Raw genomic sequence first — 24,137 nt, 5'->3', positions numbered from 1 at the left:
GTGGCTGGATCGTAAAGCAAGTTCCGGAGCGAGAAAGCCCATACGCTGACGTGGCTGTCGGAGCATTCTCGAATACAGAGGACTTGCTCGGTTGGCTCTCGGCGGAGTTGCCGGACGTAGTTACCCCAATCGTCCAACTCGACGGCAGGGGACGGTGATGGTTGACCGCAATTACAATCGCCGTGAACGCCGCGCATCACTTGCAATGGAAAAGCGCGGCTTGGCAGGCAACTGGGGAGATTGGCGCAAAACCAATCTTCCGCAAGGCTTGCCGGGCGGTAGTGGTTGGTGTCGCGATATTCGCACTGCATATGGCAACAACCTCTATGCCGTCCTGGTCCGTCCTTTCACAGACGAAAGCGGCCAGCGTGTAACGCATTGCGCGATCCGCACAGCCTCAAACCTTGAGCCGCCTTGGCGAGATATGCAGCGGATCAAGAATGAGCTTTTCGGCGAAGAAGCGACAGCCGTTTCCGTCATGCCCAAGCAATCCGAATTAGTCGATGAGGCTGACATGTATCACATGTGGGTTTTGTCATCCGATCTCCCCTTTTCTCTCAAGAGGTAGCGCAATGAGACTTCCTGAATGGCTCACAAAGGCGGACTTTGATCGTTTGCAGAAAATGGATCAGGAGGACGCCTTAACCGAAATTGAGCGTCTGAAATCCGAACATCGCAGCAAAAGGCGCGCCTACTATGCAGCCAATAGGGAACATAAACGCGCGATGAGCAAAGCGTGGCGTGAAAGGAATAAAAAGAAAGTTCGGAAATACGCCAAACGAGTTATGGAGCGCATTTACGCCGATCCGGAAAGACACGCTGCACACAAAGCTGCAGACATTGAACGCAAGCGCAAACAGGGCGTTTACGGGATCGACCGCACCACACCAGAAAAACACAACGCAAAGCAGAGACGTTATCGGCAGCGCTGTAAAACCAAGCATCTCGCACAGACAAACCCCGCCGAAATGCGCAAGCTAATCCGCGTTCATGTGCCGGGCTATCTCATGGCCGCTGCGCAGATGGACGTCATCAATTCCGTAATGGTGCAAGTTCTCGATCGGAAAGTTCCGTTCAACGAGCTCGCGGCTTGGGTGAAGAAATCCGTCACCGAATACAACCGCCAATTCGATCATTTCAAAAACGTCTCGATCGACGCCCCTATCGCGGGAACCGAAGGCCTCACGCGCGCCGATCTAATCGATAGCGAAGCTTTTCATTTTTAGAGGAAACAAAATGACCACCGAGCAGAAAAAAACACCTGCCCCAATTTCCTTTGGCGATAACACCAGCCTTCCCAAGCTTATCCCTCCGTTTTTCGGCAAAGATAAAGCCGGCAAATTTGTCCGTGTTCGCCCTTGCGCCCCAGAATATGCCGACAAGACATTTCTTGGTGTCTACATGGGAGACATGCCTCAGCTTGAGGTATCAATTAAAGACCGACCAGAACATGAGGATAAAGTGCTGCACATTAGCCGAGGCACTTTCATGGGTAATCCGGCTATTTACGTTCCCGCCCTCAGTCAGATTATTTACGGTGCTGAATCATGGTGGGGAGTCATCAGCACCCCTGATCAACTGCGACAGATATCAGACAACGACATTGATAACGTCTGGTACGTGCAGGCGTTGAAAGCGCTCGACGAAACAGCCCACGCCGCGAAGCCCGACCGCGAAGCCTCTCACGACAACCCGGAAAGTTGATGAACTGCGCGGGGGCACCCCCGCGCCACTCCCCTCAATTATTGGTAATCGCAATGACCATCGAAAATATTTCCCTCGGCGAATTTCGCGCACGCCTCAAATCTCAGGGCGTTTCAAAAGAGCATTTAGCCTTCAAATGCCCGATGTGTGATTTCGTGCAGTCTGCTCAATCATTCATATGCGCTGGCGCTGGCGAGGATTTCGCCGCCGTCGAAAAATACGTCGGTTTCTCTTGTGTTGGTCGCTTTACTGGCGCGGGTTCATCCCGGAAAGAGCCTGACGGTAAACCGTGCGATTGGACACTCGGTGGACTTTTCCAGTTCCATAAGATGGAAGTGCAAATTGAAGACGAGGCTCGACCTGTGTTTGAGATTGCCAGCGCCGCAGAAGCCGAAGCCCTGTTTGCTCTGCACACTGCCACCGCAGAGGCCCAAAAATCCGTAGACAATGCACTTGGGCTTTCTCCGGAAAGTGAGCCTGCACAATGAGCCAGCTTGCGGAAACTTCTCAATCCATCGCCGCCCTTATGGATGAAATCTTATCGCATTTCAAACCCGGTAGAAAAATCACCGTACTCGTTCGGACCCCCGATAATCCAGATGGTGACTTCTGCATGAGCAACGACGATCTGACGGCGATCCCGCGATGATCGATCGTCGCCTTGCAGCCGGAGCAACGGCTAATGGAGTTCAAGCCCCATGAAAAATCGACTTATCGACCTAAACAATCACCTTTTCGCACAGCTTGAACGGCTGTCAGATGAGGACCTGACTGTTGAACAAATTAATGCGGAGGCAAAAAGGTCTGACGCGATTGTCGCGATAAGCGAGCAAATCATTAGCAATGCCGATCTGGCATTGAAAGCGGTCAACACTATCGCAATTCGCGGCGAGAAATTTAAGCCAGCGCTCCCGATGATTTTCGACAAGTCGAAACAAATTGATGGAGTAGCAGAATGAAGGGCGCGGCAATTCCCTACTCCGTCGAAGAACTCGCTTGGCTTGAGCTCAATTATAAAATGCCGATCAGCGAATTTACCGCGGCATTTAATCAGCGCTTCAATCGCGAAGTGGCGGCTCATAATCTGCACGCTCTGCGCAAACGCAAAGGCTGGAAAACCGGACGCACGGGACATTTCCCCAAAGGTAACGTGCCGGCCAACTTCGGAAAGAAGATGCCTTACAACGCGAACAGTGCGCGCACGCAGTTCAAAAAGGGCCAAATACCGAAGAACGCGAAATATGTAGGCCATGAACGCATTACTCCTGACGGGTATGTCGAAATAAACGTTGATGAGCGTAACCCTTATACGGGCTTCAAATGTCGGTACGCGCTCAAACACCGGCATTTATGGGAAAAGGTAAATGGCCCAGTTCCGGAAGGCTTCATACTCAAAAGCAAAGACGGCAATAAACAAAATACCGATCCTTCAAACTGGGAACTAATGCCTCGCGGTACTCTCCCCTTCATGAACGGCCATCGCGGCTTCAATCATGATGCGGCACACCCTGATGTGCGCCCGGCCATTCGATCTTTGGCAAAGCTGCGCCATGCGACAAAGAAGGCTCGAACAAAGATGAGCGCACAATGAAAGACCACCCTCTCCTTTTCAGCGCGCCCATGGTTCGCGCCAATCTTGAAGAACGCAAAACGCAGACACGAAGAATCTATACGCCCCAGCCAGAAGAATTGGGCGATGGATCGTGCCGAACCAACGGGCATCAGGGAAATACCGATTACATGATGCGTGATGTAGCGCCGCGCTTTTTCACAAAAATCAAAGTCGGCGACAGACTTTGGGTTCGTGAGGCACACGCATTGCTGCCGCGTACGGCCTACAGAGGAAGCATTGGTACAGGGACTATTCAACAGGTCGAGCATCCGACTGACGGATATACCGCCGCCGTTTTTCGTGAGGGATTTGATCGATCCGGCAGACCGCTCTGGCGCCCATCCATCCACATGCCTCGTTGGGCCTCACGGCTCACACTGATCGTGACCGACGTGAAGGTCGAGCGCCTGCAGGATATTAGCGAAGCGGATGCAATTGCCGAAGGGATCGAGCGCGACACTGACGGGTGGAAAGATTACCTGATGCCATCCACTCAATGCTGCGGATCGCCGATCGACAGCTACCGCTCACTCTGGGACCACGTCAACGGCCCCGGCGCGTGGGATAAAAACCCATGGGTGGTTGCTTACACCTACCGTCCGATTTTCAAAAACATAGACCACATTAGCGAGGTAGCATGAGCACTTCCGAAAAGCGCACCATCTCCGTTGATAGCAAAAAACATCTTGCCATGGTCAACCGCATGTACGGCATTGCTATGGCGCTTGATGCGCTCGATCAGCAAAAGGCATCAGATAGGCTTCCGGGCTTCGGCTTGGCGAAGACTATTATCGAACGTGAGTTAGCAGACCTTCGCGGCAACGTCATGCACATGAACTTGGTCGAAGTTGCTAACGCTGGCATCGATATTGCCACGGTCAAGCATGTCATCGTTTCCGGGAAATACGCCAACCCTACGATCGAAATCACCTTTCATGACCTTCTTAGTGAGGTGGAAGAATGAGCGAGTACGATCCACGCGACGATTCCCGCAAAAGCTATGACGTAGCCGTTGAAGCCAAGCGCCAGCGCGGCGACACGCATTGGCCCGATCGAGAAGGCCCCCTCGCCCCGCCGAAGAAAGAGCTTCGCGCCCAATGTGGGGGATGCACTCACATATGGGTGGTCGCCTATCTCCCGATGGAACTGACCAAAGCCGCAACCCTCATGAAGAACGCTGCATGCCCCAACTGTGCCAGCAAAAGCATCTTCCTTGCCCCGGAGAACAAATCTGATGATCGATGACATTCCTACACACATCATGGACGCCGCTCGCGAATGCCATAATCGTATAATGGCGCAGTCCGAGGGTGTTGGACTGACGGAAGCCCGCGCGGTCTACAATATCGCACAGACGATCATGTCGCTGCAGTTTAGCGGGAATACGAAAACGTTGGAGGAAGCGGCGCGGAACGCCTGCATGTATCTTGAAACAGGTTTCATCGAATGCCCACAATGTGGCGAGGAGGTAGAAACAAAACATACCGATGCAGAATACACACTTCGTTCGGCCCTATCTTCTGTTCCTGTAGCGGACCATTCTTCTGACGTCAGCAATATGGTTGCTCCGGCGACCCTCCCCGATGATCGAACAAGCGTTGACGTGCCCGATTACGAAGGCTTCGCACTTGCTATTTGTCAATTTGCTTTTGACGGCGGAGATGCTGACGGAGGCACGATTCAAGAAATTGGGCTTAAGCACCGAGTTTTGCGCACAGAAGAATTTGATCCGGATCACACGCCGGTGCTGTTCCTTGTGATGACGCTGCAGCCAATTGAGAGCTTCCAGCACCGGTCGATGCGCTGCATTATTGGACTGGAATTTCAATGTGGTCAGGACTGCGGGCAGCATGCGCCGATAATGCTTGGCATAGGAAGCGCGCAACACCGCATGAACCTTACGTTCAAAAGTACCGCCAGCCTTGTATTCCTTCATGATGGCCGACAGCACGCTCTCGCCCCCGACCGCCGGAAATACCACATCGCGCACGCTACCGTCCGGCTTTGCCGTTGATGCCTCGGCGATGCGAAACAGGATGGTTTCCTTGCCATACACCTTCTCAACGTCTCTGGTGAGGGTCCTGATCACCGTGCGCTTGGCTTGCGCTCCGATCTTATGAATAATATCCACCAGCAGATCGACCAGCCCGTCCGTGATCTCACGCTGACGATGCGACAGAAAGTTCACATACAAACCATAGCGCTTTGTCTCCGGATGCTGACGCATCGGCCAGGGCATTTCATTGGCAACCCGGCGGCGAAACATTTTTGAGATAGGGGCATTGAGGTTTGGTAATACCAAAACAGGCAATTCCAATGATCGGACGAATTCAAGCCGTTGTGCAGTCAAGAGAATATTGTCGAGACTGGCTTCTCCGGGATCGGCCTTAAGCCCGCTGAAACCCGTCACAGGATCCTTATCGGTCAGCGAGCTATCAAGCAGGACTTTCTGTGTAGGCGACAATGATGCGGTGATTGCAGCCAGAACCTGTTCCTCAAAACGTCGCTGTGCTGTTGCAACCAACCGGTCAAGCTCGACCTCCTCCAGACAGGCAATACGCTGATCAGCAAACCAGCCAACCACGCGCTCAATCATTTCCGATGGCGATAATCCAAGCGGGCAGAGTTCTTCCACTATCCATGCTGCTGCTCGTTCAATATCCCGGCCTGTCAGACGCTGGATGCCGAGAAAAGCAAGAATATCAGAACGGTGTCGGCGGCTCGATCGTAGTGTCAGATCGTACGTGTCCCATTCCTCTGCGGTTGATCCAGTCTGCTGGGCCAGATATGCTATAACTTCCGGAGGCACTTCGCTACGGTCCTTGGGAAATTGACCCATGAGCCGACGAAAACGCAGCAATACTGCAAAACCCAATCTTACCGAATGTCGCTTTGTACCGATCAAGGCAAGTTCATCAAAAGACAAACTCCAATTAGCTACCAAATCGTGATCCTCGATTGACTGCACCATCAACGCACCTATTCAGTAAAGTATCCACAGCGACGATACCATCCTTATTCCAAGGCGCAATATGACTACCGCGTTCCTATTTTGTTCGCCAAGATGTCCGTTTTTGAGCCAACCCGTTGACCGGGCCAAATTGGGCGTATTCGATACGGCTCCCATTAATAGAGATAAGTCATGAGCCAAGAAAAATGCTTTAGTGTTGACGCCCTCACCTGTCTTGAAGACGCCAGCGCCGACCTGAACGAGCAGCTTTCCGTCATCGGGAGCTGCGGCAATGCTCACTGCATCATACTCGCACCTGTAGGTCAGCATACCAATGGCGGTTGCCAGTGCTGGCAGGATCGAATGAAGATGCAGCGTTTTGCTTTTGCAATGAACCGTTATCGGGATCAGGTTGCAACAATCACTACCGTCGAACAAAGGAAGGCGCGCCCTTGAGCGATCAAACACTCACAATCGACGGCTTTGTCATCCTGCCTCCCCTCTCCCCATGGGATAAGCATAAAGGTGATCTTATTTACCGTGATCAAGCGCCTGGTACGTTCGGCGAGACACCAGAACTGGCTTGGAGAAAATTCATCGGCCATAAAGGCAACATGCTTGACGTATCGACAAAGATACAGCGGTATCATGATAGAGGCTGGCGCTTGAGCCCTGCCCGCATTACCATTTCTATGCAATTAAGCGATGTCCCGTTGCCATCGGCAACAGTGAGTTGACTGCAGTCAACTTTTCCTTTCGTGCCTGCATTAACCATTCGTTAACTTTAAATTCCTTGCCGCGCTTACAGAATCGGGTCTAAATGCGTTTATGTTGTCAACATGACAAAAAAAACGCATGTGCAGGAAATTCCGATGAACGTAGCGAGCAGTGTAAGCGAAGAAATTACAGAGGTTGATTTGCTGGTTACGCAGCAAGCCAATGATCTGTCGGAAATGCTGCACGAACATCGTTTGGCTATGTTTCCGCCAAATGCTCAAAAGACCTTGCGCCCTTTTCAGATAGCAGAAGCGGCTACATACCTCGGAGTGACAAGTGGGTATCTGAAAAACCTTTCTCTAGAAGGAAAGGGGCCGCAACCGCTTGTAACAGCATCGGGTCGTAGATCCTATACAGCCGACCAGATGCTGGAACTTCGACAGTTTCTCGATGCCAACAGCAGGACACCGGGCAAGTACGTCCCCCACCGGCGTGAGGGCGACCATTTGCAGGTAATTTCTGTCGTCAATTTTAAAGGCGGCAGTGCAAAAACTACTACCACCGCGCACCTTGCACAGCATTTGGCTTTGACCGGCCATCGTGTGCTGGCGATTGACCTTGACCCGCAAGCTTCACTTTCGGCGCTACATGGCTTCCAACCCGAAATAGATCATAATGAGTCTCTGTATGAAGCGCTGCGCTATGACGAAGATCGAAAGCCTTTAAGCGATCTGGTTAAGCCCACGAATTTCCCCGGACTCGACATAGTTCCGGCGAATCTCGAATTGCAGGAATTTGAATACGACACGCCATTGGCCCTTGCTCAAAAAGACGGAGCCATGGGTCGAATGTTTTTTGGCCGTCTGGATGAAGCTCTCGCCGATGTTGAAGGTCAATATGATGTCGTCATCATCGATTGTCCGCCCCAGCTTGGCTACTTGACCCTGACCGCTCTTTCGTCATCAACCGGCGTTCTAATCACTGTCCATCCGCAAATGCTCGACGTTATGTCGATGTGTCAGTTTTTGTTGATGTTAGGCGAAGTCATGGGAACCTTGAAGCGGGCAGGGGCAAATATGCACCTTGATTGGCTTCGATACATGGTCACTCGTTATGAGCCCACTGATGGCCCACAAAGCCAGATGGTTGCTTTCATGCGATCAATCTTCAAGCGTCACGTACTGATCAATGAAATGCTGAAAAGCACGGCTATCTCAGATGCCGGCATTACAAAGCAGACGCTTTATGAGGTTGAACGTTCTCAGTTTATTCGCTCAACTTATGACCGAGCAATGGAATCTCTTCATCGCGTGAACGATGAAGTAATGGCCCTCATTCATCAGGCATGGAGGCGGTAGTGTCACGCAAAAATCTCCTATCCTCACTGACTGACAGTAAAAAGTTGACTGCAGTCAACTCTGCGGAAAAAGAACAACTGGCGGCGGACAACTCTCCGCAGTTGCCACCAGCACAAATTCGTAACCGAAGTCGCGGCGCATTTGGTGCCATTACACGATCAATTGACGAGCTCGCAGAAAAGGCAAAAGCCGCCGACGACATGCAGGCCCAAATGCTGCAAGGATCAGCCGTCATTGAAATCGACGCTGACCTTATTGACGTGTCCTTTGTCGAAGACCGAATGGAGAAAGATGGAACGGCCTTCGATGATCTGATCAAGGCCATTGAGGAGAGGGGGCAGGACACCCCGATTTTGGTTCGTCCGCATCCAGATAGGGCAGGGCGCTATATGGTCGTTTTCGGCCATCGCCGCTTGCGAGCCTCCAAGGCTCTCTCTCGTCCCGTCCGCGCTGTAGTTAAGGAACTCTCTAACCGTGAACACGTCATTGCTCAGGGCCAAGAGAACAGCGCTCGATCAAACCTCTCCTTCATTGAGAAAGCCGTCTTCGCATCAAATCTAATAGATCAGGGGTACGATCGTGAGGTAGTAACGTCAGCGCTTGCAGTCGACAAGACTGTCGTCTCAAAAATGCTTTCCGTAATTGACGACATTCCTGCAGAAGTCATTCGTGCGATAGGCGCAGCTAAGAACAGCGGTCGTGATACCTGGTACAAAGTCGCACAGAAGTTGCGCATGGAAACCAACCGCGCAGCAGCACTTAAACTAATCAATGATGACGCTTTCAAATCAGCGGATAGTGATCGGCGCTTAGAGTTGTTGACGACTCAGTTTGCCGATCAAAAAGCCGAAGCAGCGCCAGCCAAAACCGGGCAAGTTAAGCATTGGGAATCGGATGACCGCTCCCTTAGCCTGACAGTTAAACGCACGCGATCCGCATCAACAATTTCGATCAGTAAAGCGAACAGCGAACAATTCGCTGACTGGATCGGCGAAAACATGGATGAGCTTTACTCAAGCTTTATCCGGAGCAGGGGAGACTAATCGGGAAAGAAAAAGCCCACCAAACATTTCTGTCGTGGCAGGCCTATTCTCATACTTTGGACGGTTAGAGAATCGCACTTCCACAAAAAACTGTCAAGAATTGTAACGCCTTTTCGGTGATTGGATTTTTGCGACCTAACAACAGGTCGCGGTTTCGCTGAATTGTAGGCAATCACCGACAGTAATTTGACTGAATTAAACAATTATGGGGAGGTTGCAGCATTGAGCAATAACATTTATCGTCAATTGCCTATACCTTCGCCGAAGCAGTGTTCGGGCTCGTTCGCGGTCCCGTTCCGAAGGAATAGTCTCAACTGGTGGAGATCAATCATGAAGGCATAAAAAAACCGGCACAAAGGCCGGTTGAGTTTAATGTCGAACACATACCGAAAAATCGGGTGTGAACCAAAAGTCATATTTGACATTAAACATTCTCTGCATTTTTGCAAGTGAAATCGCGCTTTTGCGCCACGGGTTTTTGCGCCTTTTGAGCAAGGAATTGTCCCGTGTCGATAAGAAATTACGATATTTCTATACAGACGGCCTACGACCGGGCGCGTGAGCTTTTCGCGCGCGCGCATACGGTTGAGCAAATAGCGGCTGTTTATAAACTGGTGATTGATCTTGGATTGACCGCTGCGGGTGAAGAACCGGAAGCGCTCGATCTGCTTGATCGCGTCTCACGTAAACAGCAGGAAATTCACGCCCGCACTTTCCGTACGCGGGGGAGGGCAGGCGGCAGTTTTTTTCCTCAACGTATTAAAACTGGAATACCTCGAAACCGCGCCGCATCTGTCAAACGCGATCCAGAGCGTACCGCACGAAAGCGGCGTCTCGCAGCTATGTCAATTCTTCCTCCATCAGTGAGCGAGAGCTTCACAGAAGGCGAAAGAGCCGCGCTATCTATTATCTCTGAAGACTGTCGCGAGAAGGGCTACTGCGATGCGTCAGCGAAAGAAATCGCTGATAGGGCAGGGGTTCGTATAACCACGGTTAGAAATGCGTACAGGCAAGCAAAAATTCGTGGACTGATCGAAATCGAAGAACGATCTGCAGAAGGCCGTTGCGGGAAACATCGCCCGAATATTTACCGGATCAAATGCCTCATCTGGAAAAAATGGATTACGAGCCCAGTACGAAGCTCACGCAAGAGTGTCAAAATAGGGCCAACCTTAGAGAACAATAATAATATTCAGTATGACTTTTTGGGAAAAATGCATTCTCGACCGATGGAGTCTGTCCCCAAAAGACGCTTTGGTTAGCTTGGCAGCACCAACGCCAAGCCGATAAGTCGTAAATTGCTTTAGAATATGAAGATCAGACAGGCCTTTCGCCCATCTGACCATAGAGCTATGTCAGTACCCGTACACAGCAGAGATTAAAGCGGTAATCAGAAATACCACTGAAATCCACGCTGTGATGATGCTGACCCGCTGTGATAGCTTCGAGAAGTCCTGAAAAGCAAACTGGCTGAAACCACCAGCGATTAATGAAGCGGCAACGAAAGCCCAGGCTGTCTCACGACCGATAAAACAAATCAGCGCTGCAGCGGCCAAAAAGAATAAGCCGGAAAAAAACATGGCTACGAAGCTTTTCTTTGCAAGCAATTGTAGCTGGAGATCACGCTCATACGCAGACATTCCATTTCCTTTCAGTTCCATAATAAGTCTTATCTGATCTAAGTCATTGATATTTCATGCTTATTTCTTTCCACCCCGCCAAATATCGAGCAATTCACTGATTGCAGCGGTTGGGTTTTTGCTGGCCCTGAAGGCATAAGCAGCGAAATTGCGTCCGGTAAGCGCCAACACAGCGGAAACCGCCGCCGCATATGATCCGTCCAGATTAAGCAGGGAGCGCACCGGTTCCTCGAAAACCACCGCTATCAAAATCCCCATGATAAATGTGACGGCTCTGCCCGCCCATGTCATGTCACGTTGCATGATCGCTCCTATTACCGAGAAGGCTAGGATGATCGACCATTTGGCGAGAGGAACACGCTGAGCCCATTCGCCCCAGTCCATCATCGGCCCCACCGTGTTTGCGCTACGTTTTTCACCGTATGCCCGCCCATATAAAAGCCAGTATAGATCGCGGTGATCCCGAACAGGACGTTGTAGTCCGTGTGCGGAATTGTTGCCCCCGTGATCGAATTGACTATGCCAAGTATCACCGTTTCCCAAAGCCACATGCAGCCGAGGAGCCACATCCAAGCGGGACGCCAAGCCCACGTCCACCACGCTTCGCCGGATTTCTCCATTTCAGCGCGCATTAACCCTATCATCATGCGCTGGCTCTCGTTTTGAAGTCGAACGACAGCTGGGTCACGATCCACCGCCTCGACGACTGGGTCGAGTGTCTCGCTTGGCACTTGCGGGATTTGTTCCGGTGGCACGCCAAGTCGGCCGGCGATCGAATCCACAACGGTTCCAGCTACACCGCCAAGCGTTGGCCCTAGCTGCGAGGTGACAACGTCTTTCACGACATTTGCACCGGTACGCGCAGCGGATGCTAGAATTGCGTCGAGAATTGCATTGCTCATGCTGCTACGCCTTCAAAGGATTTTGCGCGGGATTTCTCGATCATTGATCGGATCAAGAAATATGCCACGACCACCAAGCCAACAGTAATCACGCCGCCCAATAGCCAGGTCGAAATAATATCGGCGTTGGAGGTGACAGCGTCGACAGGAACCGTGTCGGGGGCAACATATGTTCCCCCACCGGCTACTGTTGTGGCACCGCCAGAGATTTTTACTCGAGTATCGGCCTTTGCTGCGTTCTTGGTGGCGGTCTGTGCTCCGGTTTTAAGGGTAATTGAAACCGTGTTTTTGCCAGCACCTTCATTTTCAAGCACTAGCTTCGTGGCCTTCGCTTCCACGTCTGTGACCCGGTTGACCCAGCCTTTGCCAAAAACAGCAAAATTCTTTAGTGCGCGCAGGAACGACAAACGCTTGGCGCACATTTTGCGCACTGTTTCCAAGTCGGAACCACCGATCGATGCCTTAAGCCATGATCGAGCGCGCGAAACGCCAGAATTCACAGAGGAGTCATATGTGCAAAGATCAACCCCCGGCTTGAGTTTATCGCAACCGGACGCCAACCAATAATTCTTAAAATAAATCTCTTCTGCTTCGGATCGGGTAATCTGGCGCACTGGCTTAGGCTTCAAAATGCCTTTTGCCTTATTCCACGCGATCCAGACTTTTTCAGTAATGCCATACATAGTCTTACCGCCGGGGTCAGATTTGTGATCCGACCAACCGCCCTCCCAATGGGAGGTTACAGCATGACAACGCTCGAAAGAAAGAGAGGTGGATTGCGCAGACATATGGTGCTCGCCATAACTGGTGGAAAGGGGAGCACGTCATGCGCAATCGCAATATACTATATATAGTGTTGATTAAGATACGGAAAGACTAATTTTCGGATTTTGGGCGATTGCTTCTTGTTAGATAACATTCGCGGCCAGTGCAAAAACTGACGTTCCCCGTCCATCTATCCAGAATATAAGCACCCTGCCATCTATCTGATGCTCCCGCTGCCGAAACTTCATAACGAAAAATCCAGCACAGTAAGGCAACTGAAATCAGCGCTCCCCAGCGTATATATGAACCTTCCATTATTTCCCCTCGGTTTTATTTAAATAACCGTTTTCAAATAACCATGAACTAAGGATGCGCCGTACGCCTTCTGAACGTGACACGTTGCTTCCGTCTTGCAAGCAGAAGGCATCAAGGGCATCGAGAACTGGCCTTTCTACCCGTGACCGCACCATTTCACTATCGACGGGTGGGCGACCCATTGTACTTTTTGTGCTCATTTAGTTTGACGCCTTATACTTTATGTGCTTATAAAGTATTCGGGCAGAGACAAGACTGCAACCTCTTTCTCTGCCCTAACCGAAACGAAGATCACTGGAGATCGTCGAATGGCTGAGTACGTATATAACAAGCCAGAGCGTGGGCTTGAAGCCCATTCATATGCTTGCAGCGCGGATAAGGCGCAAAACCAAACTATATCTATAATGTTAACTTACCGCCGAATTCGTCGGCTGCGGAAATGGGTCGATGGACCCCGCGGCGCTCGGGTTCCCAATGAAATATTCGACCTGGCTTGTAAACGTTTGGTAGATATGGAGTCGGCGATCGTCTCACAGCGCAGTGCTAGCGCTATCGAAGTCATAGCCAAGATCGTTGCGATAACCAATAATCAACTTCCGATTGGGCAAGACAGTGAAATTGGTGTGAGTCTACTTTCAGAAGCTGCGGCATTTCTGGAGGGAGCGTTACAATGACCAAACTTAGCACGGAAAAACTATGTTCGGTTCAGGGATGCGAGCGAACAAGTGTAAAAGGCAGCTTATGTAACGCTCACTACATACGCTGGAGAAGATTTGGTTCTGTCTTGGCAGATAAGCCAATTAGGCAACCGTCAAACGTAACTCCAGCAACTTATCTCCTCCAAAAAGTTTTGTCACATAATGAAGAGAGTTGCCTTTTATGGCCCTACGCTCGCAATAAAGACGGTTATGCTACGGTCTACTTCAAAGGTAAGAAGAGAATAGCGCATCGCTTAGTGTGTGAAATAGTCCACGGCGCTCCCACAGACCCGACACTTCATGCCGCGCATTCATGTGGTCGCGGGGATGAAGGTTGCGTATCACCACTGCATGTCCGTTGGGCAACCGCTGCGGAAAATGTTGCAGATAAAGTTACGCACGGCACGCACGGGCAGGGAGAAAAAAACGGAAGGGCTAAACTTTCAGAGGAAGATGTATTGCAAATTCGGTTGCTTAGAAAGCACATGTCGACACGCCAGCTTGCAAAGAGATACGGCGTGTCTCGATCGACGGTATGTGATATTCTCCAAGAGCGTACATGGTCGTGGCTTACCGGTTAAGCCAACCTCATCAATACAGGCGTTCCGGCAAATTGGAACGAAGCTGGCGCCCCAGTTCCTGATTTGTAATGAGCGCCCCATCATCACGAAGCTTTGCATTTCGCCTGCGGGTTTGGATCGATCGGCGAAGTGCATCTTGTGTTATTTGCACGGCCTTATGTTGCGGCGAAGAATTAAACTTTTTGATCTTGGCCATAACCTCTTGGCGCGTTTCAACGTCTTTCATCTCAATCGCTGTAGCAAACTCGTTCATCAACTGCCGGCGCTTGGCATTGATCCGCTTTTCTGCGTTTTTCAGTGCACTGGAGCGTGACCAAGCTTCCGATACTTTCGCCGGCGTAAAGCCAACACCCTGACGTACTACATCGCCCCATGAAATATTATCTAGTGATACCACGTCATCGCCGCGAGCTGACTTAACGCCTTCGGAGCCATACCGTTCTGCTTTAAGAATATCACGCAACGCTTTAGGTAAGAGATACTCAACACCGCGCCGAATATCCCCATCAAGAATACTGCTTGCCCCTCTCCAGGCATCACCGCCCATGCTGACGGATGCACCAAGTGAGTTCATCACCCAATATTGATATTCTTGCTGTCCATCAAGGTCGCGGTTGGGCGATCTAAACCAAATGTCGGCCATGCCAATGCGGTTTGTGAGGTCGATACCGGCTAAATGACCAACCGGACCTTTAAGCACCATACCACCCATTGTCGGACCAAGAGTATCGACGACAGCGGCTGCTACCTTTTGTTCAAAGTCGAACGGATCGTCATCGTTGCCGAAGAACATACCAAGGATCATCATAGCCGCATTAAATCCAAACACGCCCGTGGCGCCGCTCATGAGGCTCATCATGCCCAAGACCCCGGAAAGCTGATAGAGCGCTTCCTTGCGCGCCTGTGGGCTTTCTGCCTTTGTTGCTTGGTGAAGGTCGCGGGTGATGCGATAAATCATATTGACCGAATAAGAGCGGAAAACGAGTGCGACCTTGGCAAAATCATTCTGCATGATCCGTGGACGGCTGCTATTCGAATAATCGAAATGCGTTTTCCAAGTTAGGTCATGCGCGGTGGCGATGGCACGGTCTGCTCTCATACCGCTATCCCTAGCAAGGCGATAAGCTGCCAGAGCTGTAACCTCGCGGTTGATCACTTCCGCTTTATGGAAGAGGTATGAGATATATTTCATGCCAGTCGCGCGCCAAGGGGAATATTCTACGCCTGTATCACCCACACCTGCGAGGTCGTGAGACTGAGTGCGATCAATCAGGCCTGAATCGTAGAAATCGTTGAGCGCTGATTGTTCGTCAGCTGTGAGGTTTTTATGCTGAACGCTACCTTTGCCCCGGAATAGATCGCCGGACGCGCGCAGTAGCGCTGCTGTGGCTTTGGCCGTGCCGAAACGGGCGCCCATGATAGGAATACCCAGCATTGGCGTTTGCGACAGGTTCACAAGGGCGGCTGCGGGCGTTGCTGCCAGATACCAAACGAACGCTGTGCTGTTGATCGCTTGCGCAAAGCGTGAGCCAGTTGGGTTCATTACCCATTTGTGCCGCTTGCTCAACTCATTCGAAAGCATACCCGCCTTTGTTGGGTTAGCCATTTCCTGAGATTGTTCCGCGGCTGTGTTAACGAGCTCGTTAAGCTCTACCCCGTATTTGAGGCGTCCCATCTGGTGGGCTGCGTGGAACATATGCGATGCATAGGCGCGCAAAGCGTCAGATGTATAACCGCCGGTCTTTTTGCGGTGAATTTGCCGCTTTCTGATCGACATATCTGGCATTGTCTGCAAATAGCGCTGCCAGATTTGATCGAGCATTTCCGCACCGACGTCACTATCGATATTGGACTGGCCTATGATCGCCTGAATATCAGCAATTACGCGCGGGTCCATCGCCTGTCGAAGATCCGCGCTGTTTGTCTTGATGCCGACGATTACATCAGCATTTGGATACTGCTTGCGAAGATCAGCCGCTTCGCGGTCCCGATCGGCACTGCGCTCATGCAGCGAGAAATGCATCACTTGCCCGTCTATATCCTTGACGGTAACGAAATAGTCGCCAAAGCGAGCAAGCGGGAAATATGGCCCGTCCAGACGGTCACTTTCTAATGCCTGGCGCATTTTGGTGAGACGAGCTTTCATCGACCACTTTGCCTTCATGGCCGTGGCTTCGTATGATGCATGTGCATCGTCTTCGGCTTTTTTCCGATCGGCTGGTTCCATGCGCTGTTTGGCAAGCTGTTCAAGCTGCTTACGGTATTTCCGCTCGGCCTTGTTCTGCGCTATCTGAAACACCTTTTTCAGATTATCGACAATTATGCCATCGAGCTCGCGCGATTGTTCGAGATAGCTGTTGCGCACAGTGTCATAAAGCTGCTTTCCCGCTTCTGGCAAAGCGTCGTACTTCGCCTGCAGCGAGCGATTTTTCGCGATATCAGCTGCATCGTTCTCGATCGACGGGTCGTATCCAGCAATCGTGGCTTCATGCATGATATCGGCCATGTCTTGCGCACGCTCTTTTCCAAGCCGATTATATTTGCGCCATCGCTGCACGATCTTATCCGCCTGTTCATTCCGACGCCCACGGTAAGAGTCGAGCTGCCTTTTCACAGTCAGGTAATCGGCAATAGCCGTGTGACCTTTTTGTGCGAGCTCTGTGAAATAATTGAGCGGGATCAGAGCCAAGCCTTGCGGGGTAAGGTCTGTGAGGCGACCTTTCATAGAATCCACCGCGTTGCGCACGTCTTCGGCCTTTGGCGACTTGACCAATGAATATTTGTCATTGGTTGTCGACAGTTCAGAGCCGCCGCGCGGGCCATTTGGTTCGGTAGTGCCAGATTGGAGAGCCGCGATAGCAAGAGCTCGAAGCTGTGCCGGCGTGACTTCACCTATTTGCTTCCCAAACCGGCGGAGAGTCCAAGCCTTCATAGCCCCGACCATTTTGTCGGCCCACATTCTGATGGTGCGGGGAGCGTTTTCGTATTCCTCGATCGCGTACGCGCCAAATTCTTCTGCGGACAAAGCATCGTCCATTTTTTTGCCAGTACGGTTTTCAGCCGTTTTCACACGCTGCGATGCTCGCTCGAAAAACTCACGAGCTTTACCCGTCGAACGCTCAAAGCGATCACGAATAGCGCCAAGATCGGCGATAAGTGCATTCCACGCGCGCGTGCCAATAAGACGCTTCGTGCCTGAATGGAACGCTTCGTGTAGCAACACTGCATTGGCGTTTTCTGGTGAGAGAACGGCACTGTTCAGAAGTATGGTGCCGTCAGGACGTGTCCATGCTTGCACGTTTTCATCGGAAATATTGCCGATCTCGATCGCGCCATTATTGAGCAGGCGATTTACCTCTGTGCCAAATTCGCCACGCTGCAATGCCGTGCGGAGCGCGTCGGACTCAGAATTATTGATTTTTGGCGTCCATTCGACTAGATTAATATCTGTCTTGGCGGACAGCGGCACTTCTAAGCTAGGTAGCGCGCCTTCGCGGGTGGCAAGCCCTTCGTGATTTACCCACGTCTCTCCGTCAAGACTTCCAACGGAAGCTCGATCACTATCTTGATATGCCTCACGGTTGAACGTGAAGTCATACTGGTAGGTTTTTGCGTTTGTTTCGTGCAGAGAAATAGCCAGATGAAGCGTTTCACCGGCCAGTTCAACGGGCGCTGCAATTATTACTCGATTGAGGACGTTCGCCTTTGTACCCGCCTCTCGATGAACGACTTCGCCCTTTTCGATAATATCCCGGATAGCAGGGATAGCGCGCAAAAGTTTATCGCCTTTCGATCGCGACGTGGTTTTGCCTCTACCCTTCTGGATAAAATCAACCGTGACCCCGTCGCGGGTTTTTGTCGTCTTGCCTTGCAGGTTTTCACTATACCAACGTGACGCAGCACGAATTAGTGCACCCATGTCTTTGTCAGGTGTGAATCCAGGCAGCACTTCTTCGCCTGTCAAACGTGCAACCGGTTCACGATCAACGATCGAAGCTTTCGGCTGCTCTGCCGCTTTTTCAACTTCAACGGTCGGCGCGTCCTTCTTTTTAGGACGTAAGGCGGCAAGGATATTATTGTGCTTCTGTCGCGTCTCGTCGAGTTCCGCTCTGCCTTGCCAATCAGAAAGCTCGCCTTTCAGTCGCGGTAACGTTTTCGCTATTGTCGATAGCCGTTCCTGATCAAAGGCCGGACGTTCAGGCAGATTTCGAATAGGTGTCATCACGCGCATGAATGCGCCCACAGGCGTTAGCTCACCGACATCAGGCAAACTTACGTCGTATTCCCGCGCACCCTTGAGCGTGATCTGGAAAGAGGATGCCAAACCTTTTTGCAGCGTTACACGGAAAGGGCCAACTGAGCCCACGGCGCGACTTGTTGCGCCACTGGTAATCATATCGCGTGCAACATCAAGAATTTCTGCGCCGGCATCGCCAGCCTTCTCGAAACTCTTTCCATTGATCGTGGCAGAAAACTCACCAGCAAGGTATTTTTTCGCTGCATCTGCGTCTTGTGCCAACGCCTCGGAACGCTCGTTAATTTCCGTCTGCTCATTTTCGAGCTCGCGAATATTGCGAGACGTCGAGTGTTGCCCACGTTCGTGTTCCCTGCTCTCGTTTTCGAGACGCTTCACCTTGCGGCGGAGCTCCATCTCTTCCAGGATGAGCGGATTGCCAGAAGCTGCAGCTTTCATCTCGGCAGAGTTTGCAGCCTCTCCTCCGATATCTTCTACGGCACGCTCTTTCACATTTCCGGCGCGGAACTGTCCAATGAAACGAGCTTTTTGCTCGATTGTCTGCCACTGTTTGGCGTCAAGCGTCCGCTTGGTGGCGTAGCGGTGAATTTCTACCTCGAAACCGTCCGGATCGAGAGCATATAATTCATTGCCTTGACGGATGATGCGGCCTTCACGCTGTTCAAGGTCGCTTGGGCGCCACGGTGCATCCAGATGATGAAGTCCAACAAGACGGTTCTGAACGTTTGTTCCAGCGCCCATTTTTGGCGTCGAGCCGAACAACACACGAACTTGTCCTGAACGAACTTTCCCGAAAAGCTCCTGCTTTTGCAGGTCGGTGTTGGCATCGTGAATGAAGGCGATTTCCTTTTCAGGAACACCGCGCGATATCAATTTTGCCTTTAGATCGTCATAGACGGAGAATGACGATTCCAACGCTGCAATTTCGTCCACGCTGATGTTATCCAGCTTTGTCTGTGCTGCCTCGTCGCCAGCATCCGCTTTGCGCTGGAGCTCAAGCAATTCTGCGCGTGCCTTCGCCACCGCCTTTTTTGGGGTGGATAGGTCGATGAATACCAGCTGGGTGCCTTTCTGATTGTGCCAGCGGTCGTAAATGTCCTTGATGTTGTCAGCAGCTTTATGAACCTTCGAGCCCGGAAAGTCTGGATACTCAGGATCAATAAGGCGCATATCGAGCGCTGCCTTACGGGCATCAGAAGTGACTTTGAGCATGTTATCCGCGCCCTTCTCCGCCTTCTTAGGCAGATTTTCAGAGCGCCAGACAATCGAGCCACTAGGATAGTGCTCGATGCCGTTTTCATCCACGGTTGGATTGCCGATAAAGTCGGTCTGGTATTCAGACGGTTCAACGACATTCGCGGTAGGCTTGTCACCCTTGACCCGTGGCAGAGGAAGGGTTTTGCCGCGCTCGGCAAGTTGCCTGCGGATATCATCGTTTGTGATGGTGTCTGCGAACACGCGATACTGCGTTACGAGCTCTGGCATGTTCACAAAGCGTGAGAAACGCGTAGTGAGCTTGTATTTACCAGAAGCCGACAGTTCAAAGTCTGTCACGACTTCGCCGAATACCCGAGCCCAAGCATCAAAATGCGCCACGCCCTGCGCTTTCAACGCATCATAGGCAAGATAGCGCTGCATCGTGTAGAGCTCGGCCATTGTGTTCGATATCGGTGTTCCTGTCAGGAACACAACATTTCGTCCGCCGGTGCGCTTCATGACGCTTTGAATTTTCATGAACAGGTCAGCGGCTTTTTTCGAGCCGTCTTTGTTACCGAGCCCGGCAACACGCGTCATCGATGTTGAGAAACCGAGATTTTTAAATTCATGGGCTTCGTCCACGAAAAGAGCGTCTACGCCCATTTCTTCAAACGTCATCCCGGTGTCTTTGTTTCCGGCATCCAGAAGCTTCTGCATACGGGTTTGAATTGTTTCCCGCTGCTTTGCCATTTGCTTTACGCTACGGCTGGATTTGCCTTCCGCTTCCTCAAGCGTGCGAATGGAGTCTTCAATATCGGCCACCTGCATTTGCAGGAAGTCGCGCTCAAACATCGGATCAACACCGATGAGCCCGAAAGACGAATGTGCAACCACAACGGCGTCATAGTCACCTGCTGCAACGCGCGCAAAGAAACGCTTCCGGTTGCCGGCTTCAAAATCTTTCTTTGTCGCCGCGAGAATGTTCGCGCCGGGATACAACTTGATAAAATCAGCTGACCACTGCTGCACAAGATGGTTAGGCACAACAACCATCGGTTTTTTCGCCTGCCCGGTACGGCGAAGTTCCATAACCGCGCCAATCGCTGCAAACGTTTTACCAGCACCAACTGTGTGGTCGGCAAGAGTGGTCGATGACTGCAGAACGCGCCAGATAAATGATTTCTGATGTGGACGCAGTTCAACAACGTCATCGCTGACTTTGCCTGGCAAAATCAAATGCGAACCATCATAGACGGTATCGACGTGGGTGTTGTATGTATCGTTGTAGAGACGGGAGAGCTTTTCGCGGCGGGCGTCGTTGTCCCAAATCCAGCGTTTCCACTCGTTCTTAACAGCCTCCACCTTCTGATTTGCAGCATCAGTCGCGGCTTCGTCAACCGTCACGGAACCGTCTGCATTTTTATGGCTGATTGTTATTGTGCGTGCATTCAGGGCCGCTTCAACAACCTGACGTGCAGATGCATCAGGTGTTCCCCACCTCGCCTGCGCAACGTCGCTTGCTCGTCCCGCATCTAGCTCCCAACGAGCCGTTCCACGGGAATAAATTGCCCTGGCATGGCTTGTCTCAAGAGTATCGCGGATAAAATCTGCGATATCGGAACCCGGTATCCAAGGTGCGCCAGCCTTTACATCGATATCAACTGGATCAATGTCGGCCGGAATTTTGTCACGGAGCGCCAAAACGTTTCGCTCGAAGGCTGGATCAAGCTTTGCAGCTTCTTCGGCGCGGGCGAGCTTCTGTTTCACATTTCCGGATAGATAAATATCGGCGGTTTGAAATCCGCCATCCGGTGCCATGTAGATTTGATCGCCGAGCTCTGCGACAACGTCTGAAACAGGCTTGCGGTAAAGATCAAGAACGCGAGCCATGTCCACAAAGCCCGATTCGGACATAGCAATAGCAAGCGCGTCTTTTGCGGTGTTTGCAGTCTGCGGACGGCTGTATGGTTCTTGCGTGCGGCGCTCAAATATTGGAGCCTTTACCGCGCTTGCTTTACGTGGTGTTTCGCCAGTCTTTCTAGCGGCTTCGCGTGTGAGGCCTTTGTCATAGGAAATTTCCAACGCCGAAACTTGCGGCCATGTTGGATCATCCTGAAATGCCCGGCGGTTCATTTCGCTGTTTATCGGGCCAAACTCTTTCGTAAGAGCATCATAGGCTTCGTTCAGCGATTGGCGCTGCGCATTCAACTGAGCTTCAGTGCTGTTCGGATCGATCTGAGCGCGGCGCAAGTTGGTGAATATGTCGCGAAGCGCCACAAGTCCGGAAATGCGCTGCTTATCTTTACCGGTGATGTCGGCACGCGGGGTGACGCGTGTTTCACCTAACAGGTCTGGAGCTCGCACCGAAATATTCCCATCGGCGTCGGTAACGAAAGAGCCGACGGGCACAGCGACGGGATCGAGTTCTCGCTTTACCGCGGACTCTGTTATTTCCTCCATCGTTCGTGTCGGCATAATTTCAGCCGGCAATGTATTAATTGCCTTGTCGAGCAGGGACGAAAGATTATCGCCGTCGCGGGAAATAAGCGCGGGCTGCTCTGGGCCATACATTGTGCCGTACCGGCCAAAGTCGCCCAGCATCATATCGGGATTGCTGACAAAATACTGATTAAGCGGTGTGTCGCGTCCTTGCGCGTCACGATAATTGCCAACGTCAACCCAAGAGAAATCCTTGTCCGCCTGTGCAGTGCCTTCTGGGTATTTTTGAAGAACGACGATATCGGTAGTGACTTCCGTTCCAGCGTTCGCAAGGAAGGCGTTGTTCGGTAAACGAATTGCACCGACGAGCCGGGCACGTTCCGCGATGTATCGACGTGCTGCGGAGTTTGCCGCATCAAGGAACGAGTTTGTGATTACCATCGACAAAATTCCGCCCGGCTTCAATGTGTCGACGGATTTTGCAAAGAAGTAATTATGTATGGAGAATTTCGCAGCTTCCTTGCGCTGCGCGTCGTAAAGGCGTTCACTGCCAAATGGCGGATTGCCAACGGCCAACTCAAAATAATTGTCCGGGATCTGCAACTCCTGAAAACCTACAGGAGCCTTAATGTTAGCTGCCGGGTAGAGCTGCTGCGCGATGCCACCCGTGATATGGTCTAATTCCGCGCCGGTAAACAGCGCGCGGTGTTTCAGTTCTCCCGGAGCCAATCCGAGGAAATTACCTGAACCAACGGAAGGCTCAAGCACGCGACCACCACGGAAACCAAGCCGCTGTGCAACCTTCCAAATAGCTTTGGTGATTTCAGGTGCGGTGTAATGGGCATTTCGGGTTGAGGCTTCTGCTGCGCGATATTCTTCCGCCGTGAGCAGTTCCTTTAGGCTTTCCGCCTCTTTCTCCCAGCCTTTGGCCTTCGAGCCATCCGGACGCACAAACGCTTGCTGTAGACCGCCCCAGCCTACCCATTTCGCAAGAACCTTCTGTTCTGCGTGACTCGCCGCCCGACCTTCTTCTGTGAGCTTTCGAAGAAGCTTGATGGCATCAACGTTATTGCGGAACTTGGTTTTTGGTCCGCCAGCGCCGATTGCATCTTCATCCGTAATGGTGAACCCATCCGGACGATTATGTGCAGGTGTGGCTGCGGAATCGTCCGGCGATACACGTTTCTCGGGATTTACAGAGTCGGAAAGCGGCTTTTCGCCTACAGGTCCATTGTCCTGCTGCCCTTCCGGACTGCGTTTGTCATCTGCTCGCTCAAAGAGGTCTGGGCCATTTCTGGTACGCTCATTTCGCTGCCTTCCTCTGGCGGGAACAGATAGTTCTGTCTCACCATCTGAAAGGCTTCGTCCGGCTGGAAGCCGCTTTCCGTCAGCTGGTTCATTTCCAGTGCTGTCTGATTGGCCGCTTCGGTCAACGCCTGATCGAGCTTTCCGACCGCCTTCAGTTCCTTGTAACGGTTCGGCTGAAACTGCTTCCAATGCAGCTCCGCTTCTCGTTTCCAGTTCTGAAAGGCTTCCATCGTCCACGTCCTTTAGCGTTGCGAGTGCGCTCTTTACAGCATTGGCATCATCGGTGCCTGAAATATCAAGCCCGGAATCCTCCATCATGTCGCGCGCGCCGTTATACCACGCCCGTAGGAATGGGCGAAGCTTTTCAATGCTTGCGTCCATGTCTGCAGCAACAGCGCGTGCAAAGTCTGTAAACTTACGCGCACCGGCCTCGATGTGGAATGCCGCGAGCTCGGTTCCCAGCGCTAGAATTTCCGGATCAATGCCCGAATTTATCTGACCATTCAGTTTCGCGCGGAGCTTCTTACGTATTTCATCTGCTCGATCGCGTGAAACTAATTTATTGGAAGCACCCCAATCGGATGCAGCAGTCAGCTGACCAGTGTCGATTAAGGTGTCGAGTTTTTCGGCGTTTCTTGGGCCGGTCGATTTTT

Annotated in this window: 23 protein-coding genes; 17 read left to right on the top strand and 6 right to left on the bottom strand. The window is 51.7% G+C overall.

The window, feature by feature from the left end; translation table 11 throughout:
* Nucleotides 1-157: 157 nt before the first annotated feature.
* From ABE527_RS18375 to ABE527_RS18330, 10 genes are read left to right on the top strand one after another with little or no spacing between them, the layout of a single operon-like run.
* Nucleotides 158-568 carry a DUF7694 domain-containing protein gene (locus ABE527_RS18375; protein ID WP_499697856.1) on the top strand — a complete coding sequence of 137 codons (411 nt, stop codon included), beginning with the start codon at nt 158-160 and terminating at the stop codon, nt 566-568.
* Between the two features lie 46 nt (nt 569-614).
* A complete protein-coding gene (locus ABE527_RS18370) occupies nt 615-1,226 on the top strand; it encodes a hypothetical protein (RefSeq protein ID WP_499697855.1) in 612 nt (203 codons plus the stop codon).
* Nucleotides 1,227-1,236: 10 nt separating this feature from the next.
* Nucleotides 1,237-1,704 carry a hypothetical protein gene (locus tag ABE527_RS18365; RefSeq protein WP_499697854.1) on the top strand — a complete coding sequence of 156 codons (468 nt, stop codon included), beginning with the start codon at nt 1,237-1,239 and terminating at the stop codon, nt 1,702-1,704.
* A 53-nt stretch (nt 1,705-1,757) separates the two neighbouring features.
* A complete protein-coding gene (locus ABE527_RS18360) occupies nt 1,758-2,192 on the top strand; it encodes a VVA0879 family protein (RefSeq protein ID WP_499697853.1) in 435 nt (144 codons plus the stop codon).
* Nucleotides 2,189-2,353 carry a hypothetical protein gene (locus ABE527_RS18355; protein ID WP_499697852.1) on the top strand — a complete coding sequence of 55 codons (165 nt, stop codon included), beginning with the start codon at nt 2,189-2,191 and terminating at the stop codon, nt 2,351-2,353. Before ABE527_RS18360 ends, ABE527_RS18355 begins: the two co-directional genes overlap by 4 nt.
* 49 nt (nt 2,354-2,402) lie before the next feature.
* On the top strand, nt 2,403-2,663 hold the full coding sequence (locus tag ABE527_RS18350; RefSeq protein WP_499697851.1) for a hypothetical protein: 261 nt from the start codon (nt 2,403-2,405) through the stop codon (nt 2,661-2,663).
* A complete protein-coding gene (locus ABE527_RS18345) occupies nt 2,660-3,295 on the top strand; it encodes an HNH endonuclease signature motif containing protein (protein WP_499697850.1) in 636 nt (211 codons plus the stop codon). The genes ABE527_RS18350 and ABE527_RS18345 overlap by 4 nt, the downstream gene beginning before the upstream one ends.
* Nucleotides 3,292-3,957 carry a hypothetical protein gene (locus ABE527_RS18340; protein ID WP_499697849.1) on the top strand — a complete coding sequence of 222 codons (666 nt, stop codon included), beginning with the start codon at nt 3,292-3,294 and terminating at the stop codon, nt 3,955-3,957. The genes ABE527_RS18345 and ABE527_RS18340 overlap by 4 nt, the downstream gene beginning before the upstream one ends.
* Nucleotides 3,954-4,280, top strand: a complete 327-nt coding sequence (locus ABE527_RS18335; RefSeq protein WP_499697848.1) for a hypothetical protein — start codon at nt 3,954-3,956, stop codon at nt 4,278-4,280. Before ABE527_RS18340 ends, ABE527_RS18335 begins: the two co-directional genes overlap by 4 nt.
* The gene (locus tag ABE527_RS18330; RefSeq protein WP_499697847.1) at nt 4,277-4,561 is read left to right on the top strand and encodes a hypothetical protein; all 285 of its coding nucleotides are present in this window, start codon (nt 4,277-4,279) and stop codon (nt 4,559-4,561) included. Before ABE527_RS18335 ends, ABE527_RS18330 begins: the two co-directional genes overlap by 4 nt.
* 268 nt (nt 4,562-4,829) lie before the next feature.
* Here the strand turns inward: ABE527_RS18330 and ABE527_RS18325 are convergent, their stop codons facing one another.
* Complete coding sequence (locus ABE527_RS18325; protein WP_499697846.1) at nt 4,830-6,287, bottom strand: DUF4158 domain-containing protein; 1,458 nt, start codon at nt 6,285-6,287, stop codon at nt 4,830-4,832.
* 171 nt (nt 6,288-6,458) lie between these two features.
* Here ABE527_RS18325 and ABE527_RS18320 point away from each other — a divergent pair, with 171 nt between their 5' ends.
* From ABE527_RS18320 to ABE527_RS18300, 5 genes are all read left to right on the top strand, one after another.
* On the top strand, nt 6,459-6,722 hold the full coding sequence (locus ABE527_RS18320; protein WP_499697845.1) for a hypothetical protein: 264 nt from the start codon (nt 6,459-6,461) through the stop codon (nt 6,720-6,722).
* A complete protein-coding gene (locus ABE527_RS18315; protein ID WP_499697844.1) occupies nt 6,719-7,003 on the top strand; it encodes a hypothetical protein in 285 nt (94 codons plus the stop codon). The genes ABE527_RS18320 and ABE527_RS18315 overlap by 4 nt, the downstream gene beginning before the upstream one ends.
* 135 nt (nt 7,004-7,138) lie before the next feature.
* Nucleotides 7,139-8,341, top strand: a complete 1,203-nt coding sequence (repA, locus tag ABE527_RS18310) for a plasmid partitioning protein RepA (protein WP_499697843.1) — start codon at nt 7,139-7,141, stop codon at nt 8,339-8,341.
* Complete coding sequence (gene repB, locus ABE527_RS18305; protein WP_499697842.1) at nt 8,341-9,384, top strand: plasmid partitioning protein RepB; 1,044 nt, start codon at nt 8,341-8,343, stop codon at nt 9,382-9,384. Before repA ends, repB begins: the two co-directional genes overlap by 1 nt.
* A gap of 506 nt (nt 9,385-9,890) precedes the next feature.
* Nucleotides 9,891-10,646: a hypothetical protein gene (locus ABE527_RS18300; protein WP_499697841.1), complete on the top strand. Its 756-nt coding sequence runs from the start codon at nt 9,891-9,893 to the stop codon at nt 10,644-10,646.
* A 93-nt stretch (nt 10,647-10,739) separates the two neighbouring features.
* Here the strand turns inward: ABE527_RS18300 and ABE527_RS18295 are convergent, their stop codons facing one another.
* From ABE527_RS18295 to ABE527_RS18280, 4 genes are read right to left on the bottom strand one after another with little or no spacing between them, the layout of a single operon-like run.
* Complete coding sequence (locus ABE527_RS18295; RefSeq protein WP_499697840.1) at nt 10,740-11,024, bottom strand: hypothetical protein; 285 nt, start codon at nt 11,022-11,024, stop codon at nt 10,740-10,742.
* A gap of 60 nt (nt 11,025-11,084) precedes the next feature.
* The gene (locus ABE527_RS18290) at nt 11,085-11,411 is read right to left on the bottom strand and encodes a hypothetical protein (protein ID WP_210326378.1); all 327 of its coding nucleotides are present in this window, start codon (nt 11,409-11,411) and stop codon (nt 11,085-11,087) included.
* Nucleotides 11,408-11,926: a hypothetical protein gene (locus ABE527_RS18285; protein WP_194781044.1), complete on the bottom strand. Its 519-nt coding sequence runs from the start codon at nt 11,924-11,926 to the stop codon at nt 11,408-11,410. The genes ABE527_RS18290 and ABE527_RS18285 overlap by 4 nt, the downstream gene beginning before the upstream one ends.
* Entirely contained in the window at nt 11,923-12,714 is a 792-nt protein-coding gene (locus ABE527_RS18280) for a glycoside hydrolase family 108 protein (protein WP_499697839.1), read from the bottom strand. Before ABE527_RS18280 ends, ABE527_RS18285 begins: the two co-directional genes overlap by 4 nt.
* Before the next feature lie 600 nt (nt 12,715-13,314).
* Here ABE527_RS18280 and ABE527_RS18275 point away from each other — a divergent pair.
* A complete protein-coding gene (locus ABE527_RS18275) occupies nt 13,315-13,680 on the top strand; it encodes a hypothetical protein (protein WP_499697838.1) in 366 nt (121 codons plus the stop codon).
* Nucleotides 13,677-14,285 (top strand): helix-turn-helix domain-containing protein, encoded by a 609-nt coding sequence (locus ABE527_RS18270; RefSeq protein ID WP_499697837.1) that lies wholly within the window; start codon nt 13,677-13,679, stop codon nt 14,283-14,285. Before ABE527_RS18275 ends, ABE527_RS18270 begins: the two co-directional genes overlap by 4 nt.
* Nucleotides 14,286-14,295: 10 nt before the next feature.
* Here ABE527_RS18270 and ABE527_RS18265 read toward each other — a convergent pair whose 3' ends face one another.
* A complete protein-coding gene (locus ABE527_RS18265) occupies nt 14,296-23,865 on the bottom strand; it encodes a PLxRFG domain-containing protein (RefSeq protein WP_499697836.1) in 9,570 nt (3,189 codons plus the stop codon).
* Between the last annotated feature and the right edge of the window lie 272 nt (nt 23,866-24,137).

Origin of the sequence: Brucella sp. TWI432, from assembly GCF_039674445.1 — a bacterium.
Taxonomy (GTDB): Bacteria; Pseudomonadota; Alphaproteobacteria; order Rhizobiales; family Rhizobiaceae; genus Brucella; species Brucella chromiisoli.
This window is presented reverse-complemented; position numbering and strand designations above follow the sequence as displayed.